At 74.1% G+C, this 19,567-nt stretch carries 18 protein-coding genes, 1 tRNA gene and 1 pseudogene; 4 read left to right on the forward strand and 16 right to left on the reverse strand.

Annotation, left to right across the window (positions count from 1 at the left end):
• Positions 1-172: 172 nt before the first annotated feature.
• The 6 genes and pseudogenes from AB0I68_RS12430 to AB0I68_RS12455 form a co-directional block, all read right to left on the reverse strand.
• On the reverse strand, positions 173-1,366 hold the full coding sequence (locus tag AB0I68_RS12430) for a VWA-like domain-containing protein (RefSeq protein WP_363177397.1): 1,194 nt from the start codon (positions 1,364-1,366) through the stop codon (positions 173-175).
• Between the two features lie 103 nt (positions 1,367-1,469).
• A complete protein-coding gene (locus tag AB0I68_RS12435) occupies positions 1,470-2,696 on the reverse strand; it encodes an AAA family ATPase (RefSeq protein WP_363177201.1) in 1,227 nt (408 codons plus the stop codon).
• Entirely contained in the window at positions 2,693-4,483 is a 1,791-nt protein-coding gene (locus AB0I68_RS12440) for an ankyrin repeat domain-containing protein (protein WP_363177202.1), read from the reverse strand. The genes AB0I68_RS12435 and AB0I68_RS12440 overlap by 4 nt, the downstream gene beginning before the upstream one ends.
• On the reverse strand, positions 4,480-5,619 hold the full coding sequence (locus AB0I68_RS12445; protein ID WP_363177203.1) for a gala protein: 1,140 nt from the start codon (positions 5,617-5,619) through the stop codon (positions 4,480-4,482). Before AB0I68_RS12445 ends, AB0I68_RS12440 begins: the two co-directional genes overlap by 4 nt.
• Before the next feature lie 57 nt (positions 5,620-5,676).
• Positions 5,677-5,749, reverse strand: a tRNA-Arg gene (locus AB0I68_RS12450).
• Between the two features lie 104 nt (positions 5,750-5,853).
• Positions 5,854-6,062, reverse strand: a pseudogene (locus AB0I68_RS12455) (hypothetical protein); the annotation flags it as partial.
• A gap of 254 nt (positions 6,063-6,316) precedes the next feature.
• On the opposite strand from AB0I68_RS12455, the gene AB0I68_RS12460 reads away from it, so the two are divergent.
• Positions 6,317-7,129 carry a glutamate ABC transporter substrate-binding protein gene (locus AB0I68_RS12460; RefSeq protein ID WP_363177204.1) on the forward strand — a complete coding sequence of 271 codons (813 nt, stop codon included), beginning with the start codon at positions 6,317-6,319 and terminating at the stop codon, positions 7,127-7,129.
• On the opposite strand, the gene AB0I68_RS12465 is transcribed toward AB0I68_RS12460, so the two are convergent.
• A complete protein-coding gene (locus AB0I68_RS12465) occupies positions 7,113-8,075 on the reverse strand; it encodes a twin-arginine translocation signal domain-containing protein (protein ID WP_363177205.1) in 963 nt (320 codons plus the stop codon). The two genes, AB0I68_RS12460 and AB0I68_RS12465, sit on opposite strands and share 17 nt — an antisense overlap.
• Positions 8,076-8,243: 168 nt before the next feature.
• The gene (locus tag AB0I68_RS12470; protein ID WP_363177206.1) at positions 8,244-8,810 is read right to left on the reverse strand and encodes a DJ-1/PfpI family protein; all 567 of its coding nucleotides are present in this window, start codon (positions 8,808-8,810) and stop codon (positions 8,244-8,246) included.
• A gap of 265 nt (positions 8,811-9,075) precedes the next feature.
• On the opposite strand from AB0I68_RS12470, the gene AB0I68_RS12475 reads away from it, so the two are divergent.
• Positions 9,076-9,915, forward strand: coding sequence for an endonuclease (locus tag AB0I68_RS12475; RefSeq protein ID WP_363177207.1), 840 nt, complete (start codon positions 9,076-9,078; stop codon positions 9,913-9,915).
• 126 nt (positions 9,916-10,041) lie between these two features.
• A complete protein-coding gene (locus AB0I68_RS12480) occupies positions 10,042-10,344 on the forward strand; it encodes a DUF3040 domain-containing protein (protein ID WP_363177208.1) in 303 nt (100 codons plus the stop codon).
• Between the two features lie 162 nt (positions 10,345-10,506).
• Here AB0I68_RS12480 and AB0I68_RS12485 read toward each other — a convergent pair whose 3' ends face one another.
• From AB0I68_RS12485 to AB0I68_RS12495, 3 genes are all read right to left on the reverse strand, one after another.
• Entirely contained in the window at positions 10,507-12,135 is a 1,629-nt protein-coding gene (locus AB0I68_RS12485; RefSeq protein ID WP_363177398.1) for a family 20 glycosylhydrolase, read from the reverse strand.
• Positions 12,136-12,209: 74 nt separating this feature from the next.
• Entirely contained in the window at positions 12,210-12,647 is a 438-nt protein-coding gene (locus tag AB0I68_RS12490; protein ID WP_363177209.1) for a heme-binding protein, read from the reverse strand.
• Positions 12,648-12,695: 48 nt separating this feature from the next.
• Positions 12,696-13,910: an MFS transporter gene (locus AB0I68_RS12495; RefSeq protein WP_363177210.1), complete on the reverse strand. Its 1,215-nt coding sequence runs from the start codon at positions 13,908-13,910 to the stop codon at positions 12,696-12,698.
• Between the two features lie 181 nt (positions 13,911-14,091).
• On the opposite strand from AB0I68_RS12495, the gene AB0I68_RS12500 reads away from it, so the two are divergent.
• Positions 14,092-14,550, forward strand: coding sequence for a MarR family transcriptional regulator (locus tag AB0I68_RS12500; protein ID WP_363177211.1), 459 nt, complete (start codon positions 14,092-14,094; stop codon positions 14,548-14,550).
• Here AB0I68_RS12500 and AB0I68_RS12505 read toward each other — a convergent pair.
• The 5 genes from AB0I68_RS12505 to AB0I68_RS12525 form a co-directional block, all read right to left on the reverse strand.
• Positions 14,540-15,055: a hypothetical protein gene (locus AB0I68_RS12505; RefSeq protein ID WP_363177212.1), complete on the reverse strand. Its 516-nt coding sequence runs from the start codon at positions 15,053-15,055 to the stop codon at positions 14,540-14,542. The two genes, AB0I68_RS12500 and AB0I68_RS12505, sit on opposite strands and share 11 nt — an antisense overlap.
• On the reverse strand, positions 15,052-15,765 hold the full coding sequence (locus AB0I68_RS12510) for a SigE family RNA polymerase sigma factor (protein ID WP_363177213.1): 714 nt from the start codon (positions 15,763-15,765) through the stop codon (positions 15,052-15,054). Before AB0I68_RS12510 ends, AB0I68_RS12505 begins: the two co-directional genes overlap by 4 nt.
• A gap of 8 nt (positions 15,766-15,773) precedes the next feature.
• Positions 15,774-16,208, reverse strand: a complete 435-nt coding sequence (locus AB0I68_RS12515; protein ID WP_363177214.1) for an LAETG motif-containing sortase-dependent surface protein — start codon at positions 16,206-16,208, stop codon at positions 15,774-15,776.
• A 104-nt stretch (positions 16,209-16,312) separates the two neighbouring features.
• On the reverse strand, positions 16,313-17,899 hold the full coding sequence (locus AB0I68_RS12520) for a glycosyltransferase (RefSeq protein WP_363177215.1): 1,587 nt from the start codon (positions 17,897-17,899) through the stop codon (positions 16,313-16,315).
• A gap of 90 nt (positions 17,900-17,989) precedes the next feature.
• Positions 17,990-19,564 carry a PLP-dependent aminotransferase family protein gene (locus AB0I68_RS12525; RefSeq protein WP_363177216.1) on the reverse strand — a complete coding sequence of 525 codons (1,575 nt, stop codon included), beginning with the start codon at positions 19,562-19,564 and terminating at the stop codon, positions 17,990-17,992.
• Positions 19,565-19,567 lie beyond the last annotated feature (3 nt).

A 19,567-nucleotide genomic window follows, 5' to 3' on the forward strand; every position in this document is an offset into this window, starting at 1 on the left:
ACAGGTCCGGCCGACCGCGCGTTCTCGGCCAGCCCCCCGCTGCCCAGACGGGCCACGGCGGGCCTCCGACGACCCTCGCCCGCGCCGCGGTTGGCGGTCAGGAACTCGATCGCGTCCCGTACGCCCCACCGGCTCCGGTTCCACCACCGCAGCGGGGGCCGGCGCCGTGCGGTCACGGTCCGGTGACGACGCGTACGGTCTCCACCCAGTCCGGCGGCTGCGGTGCACCGGCCCCGATCAGCGCGGCGATCAGCCGGCAGGAAGGGGTCTCATCCGGCCACGGCGTGAATCCATCGGTCAGCACGACGACGATGTTCGGCCGGTCCGGCATGGCCAGCGCGGCGCGGATACCGACGCGCATGTCCGTGCCGCCGCCCCCGGCCAGGGCCACCTGCTCGGTGCTGGTCACCCGGGCCACGGTGTGCACGTCCGCGTCGCAGGCCAGTACCGCGACCCGGTTTCCGCGGACGCCCACCTCCCGCAGGACGCCGGTGACCTCGCCGAGCGCGGCGGCGAGGTCGTCCTCGCCCATCGACCCCGAGGTGTCGATGACGATCGCGACGCGCGGCAGCGGCCGGCGCAGGCTGGGCAGCACCACGCGGCCGCCGAGCGCCGGAGTGCGGCGCGAGGGGCGGCGGTACGTGTAGTCCACCGCACCCCCCGCCCAGGCGGCGGCCTCCCGTACGGCCCCGGACAGTGCGCGGCGCCAGTCGACGGTGGGCTCCAGCAGCTCCTGCGCCCAGCGCTGCCAGCCGGCCGGGAGCCTCCCCCGCGTGCGCTGGTGGGCACGCATGGCCTGGGCGGTCTGCCGGCGCAGCGCCTCCGCCTCGACCGGGCCGATCCGGGCGGGACCCGCGCCCTCGGCGAGCTCCCAGGGCATCGGAGTGCCGTGGGCCCCGGAGCCGCAGTCCGGTGCGTGCGGCGGGGTGGCCGGGATCGCGGGCAGGTACGTCTCGAACAACCCGCCGGTGGCCAGGCCGAACAGCCTGGGCTCCATCCGGCCCTCGGGCAGCGCCAGCCCGTCGGCGAGGAGGTCGTCGTTGATCTCGCAGTCCTGGGCGATGTTGACCCGGACCCGGTCGCGCTGGTCGGCGGCCGGGAGCCGGTCCGCCCGGGCGTGGTGGTCGCGCAGCAGGTGGGCCACCTCGTGGATCCACACCCCGGCCAGTTCCGCCACCGGCGTCGCGTCGACGAAGGCGGGCGAGACGTAGCAGCGCCAGTGCCGGTCCACACCCATCGTCGGGACCCCGGCCGAGGGGACCACGGTGAGCGCGTACAGGGCGGAGGCGAAGTACGGCCGGGCCTCGGCCGCCTTGTACCGGGCGGCCAGCAGCTTCGCCCGGTCCAGGCGGGCGTCGGCGGGCACCCCGCCCGCGGGCGCTCCGTTCGTCGGCGCTCCGTTCGCGGACAAGCCGCCTGCCGATCCGCCGCCCGCCGCCGGGCCGTCCATGGGCACCGTCACCGGCCGGTCAGCCGCCGCCCGGCAGGGCGCCGGAGAGCTGGAGCAGTTCGACGAACGCGTCGATCCCGGCGGGCACGGGCCAGTCCAGGTCGCGCATGGCGGCCAGGTCGCCGGCCGCACGCGCGGCCACGTCGGGCACGCCCGCGTCCACGGCCTTGGCGAGGACCGCCCAGCCGGCCTCCCAGCGGGGGCGGGTGAGCTCGCCCTGGACGGCCGCGACCACGGCGATGAGGAAGGCCAGCTGCCGGTCGCCGCGTTCGGGCAGGGCGAAGGCGTCCGGGTCGGCGAGCACGCGGTCCGGGTCGGGCAGGTCGAGGTGTTCCACGTACGAGAGCAGCTCGATCCCGGCCGCGTCCCCAACGGCGCCGGTGAGCGCGGCGGCCAGGGCCTCCCGGCCGGCGCCGGCCGCGTACCCGGTGGCCAGCAGCCGCAGCGCCATCTCCCAGGTGCGCGGGGAGGGCCAGGCGCGGCCGCGGCCCTCGGCCTCGTTCGGCATGTGGTGGACCAGGCCCGGCCGGGCGGTCAGGAAGCCGGAGATCACGCCGCGGGCGCGGGCGACGGCCCCGGAGGCGCGGGCGGGATCGACGGCCGGGATGGCCACCTCGGGCCAGGTGCCGGCCAGACCGCGGGCCACGGTGCGCGGGCTGTGCGTCCAGTCGAGGTGGACGAAGCGGTTGGCCAGCGGCGGGCTGAGGTGCCAGCCGTCCGCCGCACTGGACGGCGGATTGGCCGCGGCGACGATCCGTACCGACTCGGGCAGGACGAGGCTGCCGATCCGGCGTTCGAGGACCACGCGCAGCAGGGCCGCCTGCACGGCCGGCGGCGCGGAGGAGAGTTCGTCGAAGAACAGCAGTCCGTGGCCGGTGCGGGCGAGGCGTACCGCCCAGTCCGGCGGGGCCATGGGCACGCCGGTGGTGGCGGGGTCGTCGCCGACGATGGGCAGACCGGCGAAGTCGGACGGCTCGTGGACGCTGGCGATGACCGTCTCCAGCTCGACGCCGAGGGCGGTGGCGAGCTGCTGCATCCCGGCGGACTTGCCGATGCCCGGCTCACCCCACAGCAGGACGGGCTGATTGGCCGTCACGGCCAGTGCCAGGGCTTCGAGTTGGGGGTTGGTCGCGGGCTCGGTGCGGGTCGCGCGGAGCCGGGCACCCAGGGCGTCGGCCGCCGCCAGGGCCCGCGACGGCTGCGGATGCGGGTCCGGCTGCGGCCCGCGCTGCGGCTGGGTGCTCATGCGTCCTCGTCGTCCTCGTGCTCTTCGTCGGACTCGCGCTCGTCCATGTATTCGTCGAACCACTCGGAGCCGATGTCGGGGAACTCCTCCTCCACCCGGCCGCGCAGGAAGGCGAGGTCGGTGCGCTTGTAGCGGCGGACCACCTGGGCCAGTGACAGTTCCGAATCGTCGGTGACGTCGATCCGGCTGCCGGCCTCGACGAACGCCCGGACCAGGTCCGCGGAACCCCCGTACTGGACCGCGATCTGCAGCGGGGTGTGCCCCGACTTGGCCTGGGCCTCCAGGTCCAGGCCCGCCGCCAGCAGCCGTGGCAGCAGGGCCTCGTGGTCGAGGAGGTGGAGCAGGTGCAGCAGCGTGTACCCGCGGGCGTCCCGGATCCGGGGATCCATGCCCGCGTCGAGCAGCGCTCCGACGCCCGGGGTGTCCCCGTGCTGGGCGCGCAGGAACAGGTCCCGCTGCTCCGCCCGCAGGGCGCGCGGCAGCCGCCCCTCGCCCGTCGTCCAGATCTGCTGCACGGCGAAGCAGCCCTCGATCGCGCCGCCGAACGCCCGCATGGCGCGCTCCCGTTGCTGCTCCTCGCGGCTGTGCGGGAGCAGGTCCAGTACGCCGCCCTGGGAGCGGACCTCGTGCCACTCGCCGCGGCAGCGCACCCGTACGGGCTTCGCCTCGGCGGGGCCGGGCGGGCCGACGGCGGGGCCGGCCGCGGGGAACAGGGCCTCGGCGACGAGCGGGTGGAGCTCGCGCGGGGTGATCCGGCCGGTGCGGACCAGTTCGAGGTCGGGGAGCCGCTTCCAGGCGAACAGCGGCAGCCGGGCCACTTCCTTCGTCTCGTCCCGGGTGATCGCACGGGCCCGGAGCCGGCCGTCCGGACCGGAGCCGACCCGCTCCACCAGAAGGCTGCCGCGCCAGTCCACGGCCATCCGGAACCGCTCGCCCGCTCCGGCCTCCGCGAGGCGCCGTACCTCCGGCCCGAGCCGGGTGAGGTCGGCCGAGGACGACGCCATGAGGCGTTCCGGGTCCATCGGACGGCCGTAGGCGCCGGACTCCTCGGGCACGGTCAGGTCCCGCTCGATGCCCGCGGCCTCGTACGCCTCGGCGAACTCGCCGCGGGCGTGCAGCAGGGCGACCCACTCGGCGTGCCCGGCCGGGTCGGCCGCGCCGGGATCGGCAGTGGGCAGTTCGGCCGGAGGCAGCGGGGTGCCGTCCGGACGGAAGAAGGGCAGCCGCCCGGCGCCGCCGGTGTGGCGCTCGCGCAGGGCGGCGGTGTGCCGGGCGTCCCAGAGCGGGCGGGCCGCGGTCCAGTCCTCGGCGCGCAGCTGGTTGACGCCGAAATAGACGCGGCTGTGCTCCGCCGGGTCGACGGGCGCGCAGTGCAGCAGCAGCCGCTGCGGCCCGTCGATCATCGGGCCGGTGGTGACCGACAGCACCGGTGCGTCGGCGTCGGCGTCGGCCCCGTAGCGGGCGAGCAGGACGCGCACGTCGGGGTCGATGGTCGTACGGCCGCCCAGGACTCGGGGCAGGTGCCAGCGCACCAGGTCCGGGGCGAGGTGGCGCAGGTCCTCCTCCACCGCCTCCGCGACGGGGGCTCCGTGCCGGGCGGCGAGTCGGGGCAGGTCGAACCTGATGTCCACGGCGGCGGCCGCGCACGCCGCCCGCCAGTCACCGGCCAGCCGGTGCCCGGTGGCGCGCTCGATCATCCAGCCGGGTACGGCGTAGCGGCGGATCCGCTGCCAGGCCGGGCCGTCCTCTTCCAGGAACCCGCCGGGCAGTTCGGTGCGCGCGCTCACCGGTACACGCTCGTGATGGCGCCGAGGTCGGGGTGGGCGGGCCGGGCGGGGCGCAGCCGCGCGGTGAAGGACCGCTTCACCTTGCGGGGCAGGCCGGGGCCCAGACCGACGTACTCGAGCGGGGAGTGGTCGGGCACCGCGGCCAGGAGGCATTTCGCGCCGCGCCCGGTGAGCCCGGTGTGGCGCAGTTCGAGGCGGCGCAGCGGGCTGCCGGGGAGTGCGGCGGCCAGGGCGTACGCGCCCTCGTCGCCGGTGTCGTTGCCGGTCGAGCCGAGGCTGCGCTCGGACATCGCCCGTCCGAGGTCGAGGGCTTCGATCCCGCCGAGGGCGTCTGCGAGGGCCCGGGCGCCGGCCGGGCCGATGCCGTTGCCGCCGAGGCCGAGGCGGACCGGCCGCGCGGGGTCGGCGGCCGCGGCGGCGGCCAGGATCGCGGTGCCCTCGTCGCCGAGGTGGTTGGCCGGGAGGTACAGCTCGCGCACCCCGGCCTCCCGGATGAGGGCGGCGAGCAGCGGCGCGTCCTCGGCGGTGAGGCCGTTGCCGCCGAGGAAGAGCCGTTCGAGCGGGGTCTCGCGGGTGCGGAGGGCGTCGAGGAGGAGACGTACTCCCTCGGTCCCGATGCCGGTGTTGACCAGGTCGAGGGTGCGCAGGGTCCGGTTGCGGCGCAGCAGGGCGGCGAGGGTCCGGGCGCCGTCTTCGAAGACCGGATTCCGCTTGAGCCACAGGGCCTTGACGTCGGTGTCGTCCGCGAGGGCGGTCGCGACGGCGGCCACGCCGTCGGGGCCGATCCGGTTGCAGCCGAGGTAGAGGGTGTGCAGTCCGTGTCCGTCGGCGAGGGCGCCCGCGAGCGTACGGGCTCCTTCGTCGCCGATGGAGTTGGTGCCGAGCAGCAGGTGCCGGGCGTGGGCGGAGCCCGCGGCGACGGCGGCCACCCGGGCGGCACCGGCCGGCCCGAGGCCCTGCTTGCACAGGTCGACGCGGCCGTCCGCGCGCAGGGTCCCGATCGGGAAGGCCTCGTCGGCCTCCACGTCCTCCCGCGCGGCGAGCCGCGCGATCAGCGGTTCGAGCCCGGCCGGGTCGGCGAGCGGGAGGTCGGGGTGCTCGATCGCGGGGCACCGTACGGGTGTCGGCTGTGTCATCACCACTCCACCGGTCCTTCGCCGGTGCCCGGCGTCCACAACGACATGAAGAAGACGCAAGACCGGTCGGATTCGAACCGACGTCCTCCAGCTCGATGCTTGGGCGCGACGACCTCTGCGCTACAGCCTTGCTGCGGGAGATCATACCCATCGCCGGGCCTGAACTCGACCACCAGTTTGAATGTTTACCCGGCCGATTACGGTCCGTGACATCCCCGGCCCGCCCACCGCGCCGCCGAGCCCGAGCGGTACGTCGACGAACCGGCGCACCGCCCTGCCGCCCGGGCTGATTCCGTCCAGCCACGGCTGCCGCGGCAGCACCAAGCGGCCCTGCCACCCGGCGCAGCGGGAATGCCCCCAGCCCGGCGACAGCCCGTGGATACCGGACTCAGGGAGGCGCAATGTACGGATAAAACGGACCGGCCCCCTTCGCCCAGGAGCAGTGCATTTCCACCGAACCGCGCCGATTCCGCCGCCGCACCCCAGCCCCCTTTATCCCGCTCGGAGCCTAATTGGCCGCAGAAACGCCAGTCGCGCCGGATCGTTACCTCAAGTTTTGCTCAATTCCAGTGACATCGCGCCCGCCACCTTCCTAGCTTCCTCGTACACGCGTCTTGACGCTTCTTACGTTCCCGCGGTTCCACCCGCTGCCGGCGATCCCGCAGCGCGTCCCGCGTTCCCTAGGAAAGAGTGCAGCATGAAGGTTCCCAAGGCTGGTGCTTTGGCCGCAGTGATCGGCCTCGCCCTGACCGCCTCCGGGTGCGGCGGTGACAGCGGCCCCACGGGGAACCTCTCCATCGGCATCAAGTTCGACCAGCCGGGTGTCGGGCTGCGCGAGCAGGACGGGACCTTCTCCGGCTTCGACGTGGACGTCTCGACGTACATCGCCAAGGAGCTGGGCTACAAGCCGGAGCAGATCGAGTTCAAGAAGGTCGACAGCTCCGACCGCGAGCTGCTGCTCCAGTACAACGAGGTCAAGTTCGTCGCGGCCAGCTACTCGATCAACGACAAACGCAAGGAGAAGGTCGACTTCGCCGGCCCCTACTTCCTCGCGCACCAGGACCTGCTGGTCCGCGCCGACGACGCCTCGATCACCAAGGCCGAGGACCTCAACAACAAGAAGCTCTGCTCGGTCACCGGCTCCACCTCGGCGCAGAACGTCAAGGAGAAGCTGGCCCCCAAGGCCAGCGTCCTGGAGCTCGACGGCTACTCGGAGTGCGTCATCGCGCTCCAGGACGGCCTGGTCGACGCCCTCACCACGGACAACTCCATCCTGGCCGGGTACGCCGCACAGAAGGCGAACGCGGGCAAGTTCAAGCTGGTCGGGCTGAGCCTGAGCAACGAGAACTACGGCATCGGCATCAAGAAGGGCAACAAGGATCTCCAGACCAAGATCAACGCCGCCCTGAAGAAGATGGTCCAGGACGGGTCCTGGGACGCGGCCGTGAAGAAGAACTTCGGCCCGGCCTACCGGAACGAGCCCGCCCCCGTGATCACAACGGGCAGCTGACGATCGTCGACGCGGTGGCGGGATTCGTCCAGTCGGAGTCGAAGGCGGCGTTCACCACGTAGAGGCGGCCGCCGTGGACCGCCGCCGTCGTGGGCTCGTCGAAGCGCGGATCGGTGATCTGCCGGACGAACCGGGCCCGGCGGCCGTCCGCGTCGAGCGTGAACACGTCGACGGCGTAGTCCCAGTTGCGGACGACGTACAGGGTGCGGCCGTGGACGACGAGCCCGTCGCCGTTGCCCACCGATCCGCCGTCGAGCGGGACCTCGGCGGCGGCGCCGGTGCGCGGGTCGACGCGGAACAGCGCCTTCGCGTTGTCGTTGACCACCAGCAGCGCCCGGCCGTCCGGGGTCCGCTCGATGCCGTTGGAGCCGAACACCTGGCCGCCGGGCGGGGTCGGGACCCACGCTCCGCCGAGCGCCACGGCGCGCGGGGCCTCGCCCGTGCCGGAGCCTGAACCGGCGGGCAGGAAGTACAGGACGTCGTTGAAGGAGTCGGTGAACCAGGCTCCGCCGCAGCCGACGACGACGTCGTTGACGAAGGCGGTCCCGGTGGCCGCCCGGTGGGTGGCCAGCACCCGGCCGTCACCGGCGTGCACGACGCGGATCTGACCGGTCACACCGCCCGCGACGAGCAGCCGGCCGTGCCCGTCCAGCTTGAGTCCGACGGACATCACGCCCGGGCCCTGTCCTGCGGTCAGGATCCGCCCGGCCCCGGTGGCGAGGTCCACGCGGTAGATCGCACCGTCGATCAGCGACCCCGTGTAGGCGAGCCCTCCCGGCGAGACAGCGATGCCCTCGGGCTGGAATCCGGGCGGGGTGGGAAGGACGTCCGGCCGGGACGCGGTGGGGCGGGCCTGGGCCAGCGGCGCGAGCGGGCCCACGAGCGCGGCGCCGCCGAGGGCTGCGGCCGCGCCGAGGAAGCTGCGCCGGCCCAAGGGTCCAGTCACGGTGGTGTCCTTTCAACTGCCCTGCGAACAGCGGTGGTCGCAACCGCGAGGGTTGACGATCCCACCTCAGCACACCACAGCCGCCCCGTCAGTCCCGGATCCGGACCCTTCACAAGGGAATGGGGAGCCTCCTCTTCACCGCCTCCACCGACACGGCCACCGCGGACGTCAGTCCAGCGGGGCCTTGGCGCTCAGCACCTTCAGGAACTCCCGCATCCAGGCCGAGTGGTCGGGCCAGGCGCGGGCCGAGACCAGGGTGCCGTCGACCACGGCCTCGGAGTCCTCGTACGCGGCACCGGCGGCCTTCATGTCGGGTTCCAGCGCCGGGTACGCGGTCACCCGGCGGCCGTCCAGCCCCCCGCTCGCGGCCGTGATCAGCGGGCCGTGGCAGATCTGGGCGATCGGCTTGTCGGAGCCGGAGAACGCGGCCAGGATCCGCCGCACCTCGGGATCGTTGCGCAGGTACTCCGGCGCCCGGCCGCCCGGGACGACCACGGCCGCGTACTCCTCCGGGACCACGTCGGCGAACGCCACGTCGGCGGGCCAGGTGTAGCCGGGCTTCTCCGTGTAGGTGTCGAAGCCCTCCTCGAAGTCGTGGACCACGAACCGCAGCTTCTTGACCGCCGGCGCCGCGATGTGGACCTCGTACCCCTCCTCGCGCAGGCGCTGGTACGGGTAGAGGACCTCCAGCGACTCCGCCGCGTCGCCGGTCACGATGAGGATCTTCACTGCCATGGGCTGCTCCCGGTAGGGGTGTTCATGGTGTTCACGGTCCGCTCGGCCCCGGGGGCGGGGCCCCCGCCACCGTGCCCGCAACGGAGCGTCCTGCCAAGAGGTCCTCACCCGTTCGGCCCAGTGATCGGCGGGGGCAGAATCCGGCCTTCCGACACATGGATTTTACCTGTTGGGCACATGACAATGTGAGCCTCTGCTCTGCCACCTGATGCCCCGCCAACTGCCATGGCGGGGGCGGTGCCTGCGAAGAGGTATCCCCCACACCATGAGAATCTCCCCACGCACCCCCTGGGTTGCCGGCCTCGCCGTAGCGGCCCTCGTCCTCATTCCGGCCACCGCGTCGGCCGGCCAGCAGCGGACGGCGGCCCCCCACGCCGACGCGGCAGCCACCACCACCACCACCACCACCACCGCCACCTCCGTCGACGCGTACTACGCGGCCGCCGAGGGCAAGACCGGAGCCGCGCTGAAGACCGCGCTCCACGACATCATCAAGAACCAGTCCACGGTGACCTACGACGGCGTGTGGAACGCGCTGAAGGTGACCGACCAGGACCCGGCGAACCCGAACAACGTCATCCTCGTCTACTCCGGACGCTCCCAGTCCAAGTCCACCAACGGCGGCGGCGCCGACGACTGGAACCGCGAGCACGTCTGGGCCAAGAGCCACGGCGACTTCGGCACCGCCACCGGCCCCGGCACGGACCTGCACCACCTGCGCCCCGAGGACGTCACGGTCAACAGCACGCGCGGCAACAAGGACTTCGACATGGGCGGCAGCCCGGTCTCGGAGGCCCCCGGCAGCTTCACCGACTCCGACTCCTTCGAGCCGCGCGACGCGGTCAAGGGCGACGTCGCCCGCATGCTGCTCTACATGGCCGTGCGCTACGAGGGCGGCGACGGCTTCCCGGACCTCGAGATGAACGACAAGGTCAACAACGGCACCGCCCCGCTGTTCGGGCGGATCAGCCTGCTGAAGCAGTGGAACCAGCAGGACCCGCCGGACGCCTTCGAGCAGCGTCGCAACCAGGTCATATTCGACACCTACCAGCACAACCGCAACCCGTTCATCGACCACCCGGAGTGGGTCAACTCCATCTGGTGACCCCGGCCCGGAGGCCGTCACCCGGCCGGGCGCGGCCTCCGAGGGTTGGGCCGCGCCAGGTCGGGTATTCGCAGGCCAGAGGCTGCGGTGCGCGCCACCGGGCGACGCCAGCCGATGGAGGTCGTCATGGACGGAGCCGGACTGTCCGACCGCGAGCGGCGAGCCCTCTCCGCGATCGAGGCCGATCTCAAGGGTGACCGCTCCCTCGACCGGATCCTGCGCTCCGCGCACACACGCCCGCGTCACCGCACCCTGGCCGCCTGCCTTCTCGGTGCGGTGACGCTGGCCCTGCTGGTCGCGGCCTCGGTCACGGTGTCGCTGCCGCTGATCTGGGGATTCGCCGCGGCCTGGACCCTGACCGCGGTCCTGGCCCTGCCCCTGGTCGGCCAGTGGGTCCGGCGCCGCTGGCAGCGCGCGGGCCGGGGCTAGCTAGGGGGTGTCCGGCGGATCATGGCCGGGCCCGGGTCGTCTGGCAAGCCGCGTACGGCGGGGCGGGCTCCCTGCACTTCGTAGCCGCCCGGCAGCTCAGCGTTCATCCATCCGAACAGGGCGTACAGCGGTCGGGCCGGCGAGTACGGGCGAGTCTGCGGGTCACCCCGGAGGCTGGAGCCGGTCGGCGAGCGCCTTGAAGCCGGCCCAGGCGGGCTGCGGCGGGCGGGGGTCCCAGACCTTCTGGGCCAGCGCCGCCAGGGGCAGCCGGATCCCCTCGGCGACCTGGGCCTGGGTCTGGGCGCCGGCCAGGTCGCACCACACGGCGAGCCGTGCGCCGAGGATCTGCGCCGCGTACCGCGCGGGCACCGCGGTGGTGCCGCGCAGCACGAGCGGGGTCCACTGCTCGTAGATCCGCCGGCCCGTGGGGTAGGTGAACTGGTTCGGCTGGCCGAGCACGTAGTAGAGGTATTCGTCGTTGAGGTTGACGAGCTTGCGGCCCTCGCGCAGGTACTCCAGCGGCGGCCGGGCCCCGAGCTCCTTGCCCGTCCAGTACTCGACCTGGATGTCCTTGGCCGCCCGGACCACGCCTCCGGTGAAGAAGCCGTCGTTCCACGCCTTCGGCACCCTGCCCGCCGGACGCACCACGTCCGCACGGTTGTTCAGCCAGCCCTCGGCCAGGTCCTGGACGCGCGCCGAGGGCCCGTACTTCTGCCGGGCCGCCCGTGCGAGCTGCGGGAAGGAGGCCTGCGGATCGCGGTACACCAGCGCCTGGTACTCGTCGGCGCCCAGGTGCCAGAGCCCCCCGGGGAACAACGGCAGGTACTCGCGGAGCAGTTCGTCGATCAGCTTGGCCGCGGCCGGGTCGGATATGTCCACGGCACCCTTCACGGCCCTGCCCTGTACGTCGCGCAGTTGGAGTCCGGGGTGGGCGCGCAGCACCGCGCCGAGGTGGCCGGGCGAGTCGAGCTCGGGGACGACCGTGATGTGCAGGCGGGCGGCGAGAGCGGTGATCTGCCGCACCTCGGCCTTGGTGAGGTGGGGCGTGGAGACGATCTCGGGGTGGGTGTCGGACTGGATCCGGAAGGCCTGGTCGTCGGAGAAGTGCAGGCCGAGCTGGTTGAGCTTGAGGTCGGCCATCCGGCGCAGCTCGTCCTCGATCCAGCCGACGGTGAAGTTCTTGCGGGCTATGTCGAGGTTCAGACCGCGCTGGGGCTTGGCCGGGGCGTCGCGCACCGTGCCCTCGGGGGCCGAACCCGCGGATTTCACCGCCTGTTTGAGGGTGCGGGTGCCGTAGAAGACCCCGGCTTCGTCGGGGCCGGTGACCCGTACCCGGCCGCCCTGGACGGTGAGGGTGTACGACTCGGGCGGCCCGGAGTTCTTGGAGCCGAGGGCCAGTTCCACGTCGCCGGGGCGCGGGTCGGCCGTCTCGGCGAAGCCCATGCGCAGTTCACCGGCGAGCAGTTTTCCCTCGTCGGCGAGGGCTGCGGCGTTCCCGGGCGGTACGACGACCCGCGCGTCGGGGGCCGGTTTCCAGCCGGGGCCGCGGGCCGGGGTGTGCTCCCGTACGGCCGGGATGGTGCGCGGGGTGGTGGACAGCGGGTACGAGGGGGTCGGTGAGGGGACGGGGGCCGCGGAGGTGGTGGTGGCGAGGGCGGAGCCGGTCGTGCTGCCGGGGCTGCGGGCCTCGTCCGAGGCGGCCGTGCAGCCGGGGACGGCAAGGGAGACCAGCGCGGCGACGGTTGCCGTCGCGATGACGTGGCTTCTTCTGACCTGCCTGGACTGTCGCATCATGCACCCCTGTTCCCCGTACCAACGTGGCACGGGGGACACGGGCGCGCGACCCGGAGGCCGGGGCGAGAGCCTCAGACCAGCGCGTCGAGGGCGACGGCGGCGAAGGCGGCGTCCTGGTCGGGGGCGCCGCCGCCCACGCCGATGGCGCCGATGAGCCGGCCGTCGCGGTGGACGGGCAGCCCGCCCGCGATGAACAGCAGCGGCCGGTCGAGGGCGGTGGGCAGGGTGTGGAAGAGCCCGCCGGGCCGGACGGCGTCGACGAGGTCGGCGGTCGGGGCGTCGAGCTGGAGCGCGGTGAAGGCCTTGCGGGTGCTGGTCTCGCCAGAGATCAGCACGGCGCGGTCGTCGCGGCGGAAGGCGAGCAGGTGGCCGCCGGCGTCGAGGACGGTGACGCTGACCGTGACCCCGGCCTGCTCGGCGGCGGTGCGGGCGGCGGAGACGAGGAGTTCGGCGTCCTCCGTGGTCAGCGGGGCGACGGCGGTACGGGCGGGGGTGGTGGTGCCGGACATGCGGGGGTTCTCCTGGATCGTGGTGCGCGGCGTACGAGGGGTCGTGGATCAGTGGTGGGCGGGGAGCGGGACGGCGGCGGGGGCTCCGGCCGCGACGACCCGGCCGCCGCCCGGGCGGGAGGCCGTACGCCGCTCCAGCGCGCCGGAGACGAGGGCGAGGACCAGGGCGGAAGCGGCGAGCGCGGCGCCGACCCAGTTCGGGGCGGTCCAGCCGAGCCCGGCGGCGATGACGAGCCCGCCGAGCCAGGCGGCGAGCGCGTTGCCGAGGTTGAACGCGCCGATGTTGACGGCGGAGGCCAGGGTGGGGGCGGCGGCCTGGTCGAGGACCCGCTTCTGCAGTGGCGGGACGGTGGCGAAGCCGAGGGCGCCGATGAGGACGACGGTGGCGGCGGCGCCGGCCTTGCCGTGGGCGGTGAGGGTGAAGAGGGCGAGGACCAGGGCCAGGGCGCCCAGGGACACGTAGAGCATCGGCATCAGGGCCCGGTCGGCGAGCCGGCCGCCGACGAGGTTCCCGGCGACCATGCCGAGGCCGAAGAGGACGAGGAGCCAGGTGACGGAGGTGTCGGCGAATCCGGCGACGTTGGTCATCATCGGCGTGATGTAGGTGATCGCGGCGAAGACGCCGCCGAAGCCGAGGACGGTCATCGCCATGGCGAGCAGCACCTGGACGTTGCGGAAGGCGGCCAGCTCGTGGCGGATCCGGACGCCCTCGGGACGGGGCAGTTCGGGGACCAGTCCGGCGATGCCGAGCAGGCCGAGGACCCCGAGGGCGGCGACGATCAGGAAGGTGACGCGCCAGCCGAGGGTCTGGCCGACGAGGGTGCCGAGCGGGACGCCGATGACGTTGGCCACGGTCAGGCCGGTGAACATCATGGCGATCGCGCCGGCCTTCTTCTCGGGGGCGACGAGCCCAGCGGCGACCACCGATCCGATGCCGAAGAAGGCGCCGTGGGCGAGGGAGGCGACGACGCGCCCGGCGAGCATGACGCCGAAGGCGGGGGCGAGCGCGGAGAGCACGTTGCCCGCGATGAACAGGCCCATGAGCAGCATCAGCATGCGCTTGCGGGGGACGCGGGCGCCGAGGACGGTCATGAGCGGGGCGCCGAGTACGACGCCGAGGGCGTAGCCGGTGACCAGGAAGCCGGCGGTGGGGATCGAGACGCCGTAGTCGGCGGCGACCTCGGGGAGCAGGCCCATGATCACGAATTCGGTGGTGCCGATCCCGAAGGCCCCGACGGCGAGGGCGAGGAGTGCGAGAGGCATGAGGGGTGCCCTTCAAGGGGGAGGTGGTGGTGCAGTGCGCGGCACTTGCGGTCGCCGCTTACGTGCGTCCACATTAATTGCAGACGCGCGATATATTTGCAAGCGCGGGCTATTGCACCGGTGGCCTATCCTGGGATGGCACCTGTGGGGACACGGGGGACACGGTTCGAAGGAGCAGCCCATGACGGCCACCGACAGCGCACTCACCGGCCTCGCCCAGGGCTGGTGCGCCCTCTCCCTCCTGCACGGGCGGATCGAGGCGTACATCGAGCGGGCCCTGCAGGCCGGACACGGGCTGAGCGTGCGGGAGTACTCCCTGCTGGACGTCCTGAGCCGCCAGCACAGCGGCCCGGGCGGCCACCTGCGGATGCACCAGGTGGCCGACTCGGTCGTGCTCAGCCAGAGCGCGACCACCCGGCTGGTCAGCCGGCTCGAGGACCGCGGGCTGCTGAAGCGCTACATCTGCGACACGGACCGGCGGGGCATCTACACCGACGTGAGCGAGGCCGGCCTGGCCCTGCTGGCCGCCGCCCGGCCGACCAACGACACCGCGCTGCGCGAGGCGCTGGACGAGGCGGCGCGCAACCCCGAACTCGCCCCGCTGGTCGCGGCGGTGGAGAACACCCGGCCTAGCTCTTAGTGGGATCGGGGCTCGGGGGCGACGAGGACGGCCGCGGCGGGGACGACGGGACGGCCGACAGACTCTGGGACCTCGAGGGCTGGGCCGAACGCGGACCCGACGGGGTCGGCGTCGGGACGGGCGCCGGTGCCGAGGGGGTCCCGGGGGCCGTGGACGGCAGCGGGGACGGCACCACGGACGGGTGCGCGGTACCGGTGCCCGCCCCGGAATCCGGCGTCGGCCCGGGTCCGGTGATCTCGGGCGGCGAGGCCGGCGGCACCGGTCGGGCCGGGGAGGAGTCCGGGGCCAGTACGAGGTACCCGGCCACGGCGGCGGCAGCCGCGGCCAGTCCCGCCAGCGGCAGCGCGAACCGGCGCAGGCCAAGCCGCAGCCGCGCGGCGGGCAGCCGCCGCACGTGCGGCCCCGGCGGATCCGCGGGCCGCAGCCCGCGGACCGTGATCCCGGCCGCGCGGGCGTCGAGGGCCTGGCGCAGCCTGCGTTCGACGGGGCGTTCGCCGCGCGTCATATCCGTCCCTCCAGAATCCGTTCCAACGCGTCCAGGGCGCGGCTCGCGTTCGACTTCACCGCGCCCCGGCTGATCCCGAGGGTGGCCGCTATCTCCGCCTCGCTGAGTTCGGCCCAGTAGCGCAGTACGAGGACCTGCCGGCGGCGGGGGGTCAGCCGGCCGAGTGCGGCGAGGACCTCGCGGTGCGCCTCGTCGAGGACGACGTGATCCTCGGCGGACGGCAGGTCGGCCGTCGCCGGCGGGGTCCACGCGCGGGCCGTGCGTCTGCGGCGGAGCACGGACCGGGAGGTGTTGACGACGGCGGTGCGCAGATAGCCCAGCGCGTTGTCGACTTCTCTGATGTGCTCTCCGTGGCGCCGGTACAGGGCCGTGAAGGCGTCCTGGACCACGTCCTCGGCGGTGGCCAGGTCGTCGACGAGCAGCACGGCCAGCCGGACCATGCGCAGCCGGTGCGCGTGGTAGAGCTCGGTGACGGTGGGCTGCGGCGCGTCGTCGCGCAGGGCGGCGTCATACCCGGTCCCGTACCCGGTCCCGTAGCCGGTCCCGTAGTGCCCGGGCCCGGTCCCGTACCCGTGCCCGTACGGCTGCGCGGGCGTCGGCGGGGCGGCGCGCTCGCGGCGCAGCACCAACGCCCACAAGCCCCGCCACGCCCGGCCGAGGCCGAGCGTGAGGGGGCGTGCGGACGGTGCGGGTGGTGCGAGGTGGAGCACGGGATTCCTCAGCCGTTGGCGCGGCGGCGCACGGCGTACAGGGTGCCGGCCCCGGCGGCGATGAGCCCGGCGGCCCCGGCCCCGATGGCGGCGGTGGTGGCGGAGGAGCCAGTGTGCGCGAGCTCGTCCACGGCCGGGGAAGGGGCTGCCGAGGGCTCCGCGCCGGGCTTGCCACCGGGCTGGACGCTCGGCGCGGACGTGGTCGGCGGGAGGCTGCGCGACGGCGTGGGCGCGACGCTCGGCGCCGACGTCGGCGGGACGCTGCGCGACGGCGTGGGCTGGACGCTCGGCGTCGCGCTCGACGGCGCGCTGGGGACGGGCGACGGGGTGGCCGAGGCCCCCTGTGCGGCGAAGGCGGGTCCTGCGAGAGCGACGACCACCCCGGCGGCGGCAGCGGTGACGGCCGCCCGGCGGACGGTCAGGGGGACGCGCTTCAGGTTCATCACGGTGGTTCTCCACGGTCGGGTCGAGGACGCGGGATGACGCCCTTCACCCCCGCACGACGCGCGACCCCCCGTGAGGTTGCCGCCGATTTCGAAAAACTTTTTCAGGCCGTGGGCAGCGGGATCCGGCGGACCACCTCGAAGCTCAGATTTCCGTAGGCGGTGAAGAAGGCGGCCGCCGCGAGTTCGGTGGCGCCGCCCGGATCGCGGGCGAGGACCTTGGCCCGGCGCGCCGTCCGGTCCAGCTCCGGCGCGTGCCGGCGGCCCAGCCGGACCGTGCGGGTGACCCCGTCCGCCCGTACGTTCAGGAAGCAGTCCCAGGTGCCCGGCGGGATCGGCCCGCCCGCGGCCACCGTGGCCAGGTCGAGCTCCGCCAGGAAGCCGGCCATCGTCAGCTCCGGGTCCTGCTCCGTGAGCTCCGGCGCGGGGCGGGCCCGGACCGGTACGAGGTGCTCGTCGCCCGTCTCCCGCGCCCGCAGCACGAGCTCGCTCTGCATGCGCCCGGTCCCGAGCGTCTCGATGTACGCGTGGCCGGTCAGCCGTACCCGCCCGCCCTGCCAGGTCAGCGACGCCAGCCGGTGCAGCGTCTTGAGCTTTTCGGTCACGTCGAAGAGCACGTCCGGCAATCCCGCCGCCGGGTCCCGGAACAGCGGGTAGCAGCGGTACACGCGGCCGTTGTCGACGATCTCCTGCGGCGCCGGCTCCTGCGCGGGGTCGTACTCCATCAGCTGCTCGAAGGCGGGCAGCGGGCCGCAGGCGAACGCGTACAGCCGGATCCAGTCGATCCGCGGCAGCTCGCCGCCCATGTCCGGCCGCCAGTACGTCTGCACCAGCGCCCGCGCCCGCTCGTACACCTCCGCCGTGAAGCCGGGGTCCTCGTGGCGGGCCTCGACGGCCGGCCGCAGCGCCGTGCGCAGCAGGCTGCGGAAGTGCCGGCCGAGCATCCGGCGCCGCCCCACCGGGTCCTGCACCCGCTCGGCCACCAGGGCCATGACGCGTTCGATGTGCGCCACGGTCTCGCCCGCGGTCCGGGTGCGGGCGGTGAGGTTCTGCCCGTCGTCCCGGAGGCGCAGGAAGTAGCAGTCGTAGTCGCCGACGACCGAGATCTTCCCGGCGGCCAGGAACACCTCCGTCACGAAGACCTGGTCCTCGCCGTACCAGAGGTCCTCCGGGTAGCGCAGGTGCGCGTCCTCGATGACCTGACGGCGCATCAGCTTGGCCGAGTGCAGCGAGCGGTAGACCTCCGAGGTGTGGAGGTCGGCCTCCTCGGCGTGCCGGTGGGCCTTTTGCGACACCGTCCGGCCGAGGCCGACCTGCTTGGCGAGCACGAGGTCGCTGCCCTGGGTCTCGGCCATGTCCAGCAGCCGCTCCAGTGCCTCGGGGCCGAGGTGGTCGTCGGCGTCGAGGACGAAGACGTACCGGCCGCGGGCCAGGTCGAGGGCCCGGTTGCGCGGGCCGCCGGGGCCACCGGAGTTCGGCTGGTGCAGTACGCGCAGCTGCGGGCAGCGGGCTGCGTAGCGGTCCAGCTCGGCGCCGCTGCCGTCCGTGGAACCGTCGTCGACCGCGATGACCTCCAGCCGGGCGGCCCCCAGGGTCTGCCCCAGCACCGAGTCGAGGCACTCGTTGAGGTAGGGCATCGCGTTGTAGACGGCGATGATCACGGTGATGTCGGGGGCGGACGCGTGGTGCATGCACCCGAGCATAAAGTTCGCCCCCGGCACCTCCTGAGGCGGTGCCCGGGGGAGGCCCGCCGGAGGGCGGCGCCGAGGGGTGCGCGGTGCTCAGCGGAGTCGGGTCAGGGCCCGGCCGAGGAGGGCGATCCCCTCCTCCAGCTCGCCCGGCGGGCCCGCCGCATAGCCGAGGACCAGCCCCGGGGCGCCCGGCCGGATCCGGTGCCAGGACAGCGGGTGGGCCTTGACCCCGAGGGCCAGGGCCGCCGCGGCGAGAGCGGTGTCCTCGAAGGCCGCGCCGTCGAAGGTGACCATCAGGTGCAGGCCCGCCGCCGCTCCGTGCACCCGGGCGCCCGGCAGGTGCGCGGCGATCGCCCGGAGCATGGCGTCCCGCCTGCGGCGGTGGCGGCGCCGGACGAAGCGCAGGTGGCGCTCCAGCTCGCCCGATTCCATCAGCCGGGCCAGCACCAGCTGGGCGAGGACCGGATTGCCGAGGTCGGCGTAGCGTTTCGCGGCGACCACCGCGTCGCGCAGCCGCGGCGGGACCAGCAGCCAGCCCATGCGCAGCGCGGGGGCGAGCAGTTTGGACACGCTCCCGGCGTAGCAGACGCCCTCGGGGAGCAGGGCGCGCAGTGCGGGGACCGGTGCGCGGTCGTAGCGGTGCTCGGCGTCGTAGTCGTCTTCGACGACCAGTCCCCCGGCCGCCGCCCAGCCGAGCAGCTCCCGGCGGCGCTCCCCGTCGAGCACGACCCCGGTCGGGAACTGGTGCGCCGGGGTCAGCAGCACCACTGCGGCTCCGCTCGCCCGGAGCGCGGCGGTGTCCAGCCCGCTCTCGTCCACCGGTACCGGCACCGTCTCGAGCCGCCCGTACTCCAGCTGCCGGCGGGCGCCGAGCGAGCCGGGGTCCTCCACCGCGATCCGCCGTACGCCTTCCTCCCGCAGCACGTGGGCCAGCAGGCCCAGCGCCTGGGCGACGCCCGCGACGACGACGACCTCGTCGGGGTCGGCGCGGATCCCGCGGTTGCGGGCCAGCCAGCCGGTGACCGCTGCCCGGAGCGCGGGCGTGCCCTGCGGGTTGCCGTAGCCGAAGTCGGCGGGGGTGAGGCCGGCCAGGACGCGGCGCTCGGCCTGGAGCCACGCCGTACGCGGGAAGGCGGTGAGGTCCGGCACGCCCGGCGAGAGGTCGATCCGGGCGGGCACGGCGCGCAGGGCGTCCACGAGGGGGCCGGCGGCCTGCGGCCCGAACGGTCCTGCGGGCCCGAGCGGGTCGACCGGATCGACCGGCGCGCCGGAACGGACCGGGCGGGCCGGGCCGGACGGTGCCACCGGGCCGTGCGGGCCGGACGCATCCGGCGTACGCGGGACGGCCGCGGCCACGGGCGCGGCGACCACGACCGTCCCCGCCCGGCCTCGGCCCACCACCTGACCGGCGTCCGCCAGCCGCTGGTAGGCCTCGGTGACCAGACCGCGGGAGACCTTCAGCTCCGCCGCGAGCACCCGGCCCGCCGGGAGCCTGCTGCCCACCGGCAGCGTGCCGTCGGCGATGGCGGCGCGGATGCGGGCCGTCAGCCACTCGGTGCGGCCGCCCGGGGGCGCCTGGCCGACGTCGAGCTGAAGGAAGTCCGATCCACCGGGGGTCCCACCGCTTTTGGACCCCTTGGGCCGGGGTTGTTCGGCACTGTTCATGGG

It is taken from the genome of Streptomyces sp. NPDC050448, from assembly GCF_040655295.1.
Taxonomy (GTDB): domain Bacteria; phylum Actinomycetota; class Actinomycetes; order Streptomycetales; family Streptomycetaceae; genus Streptomyces.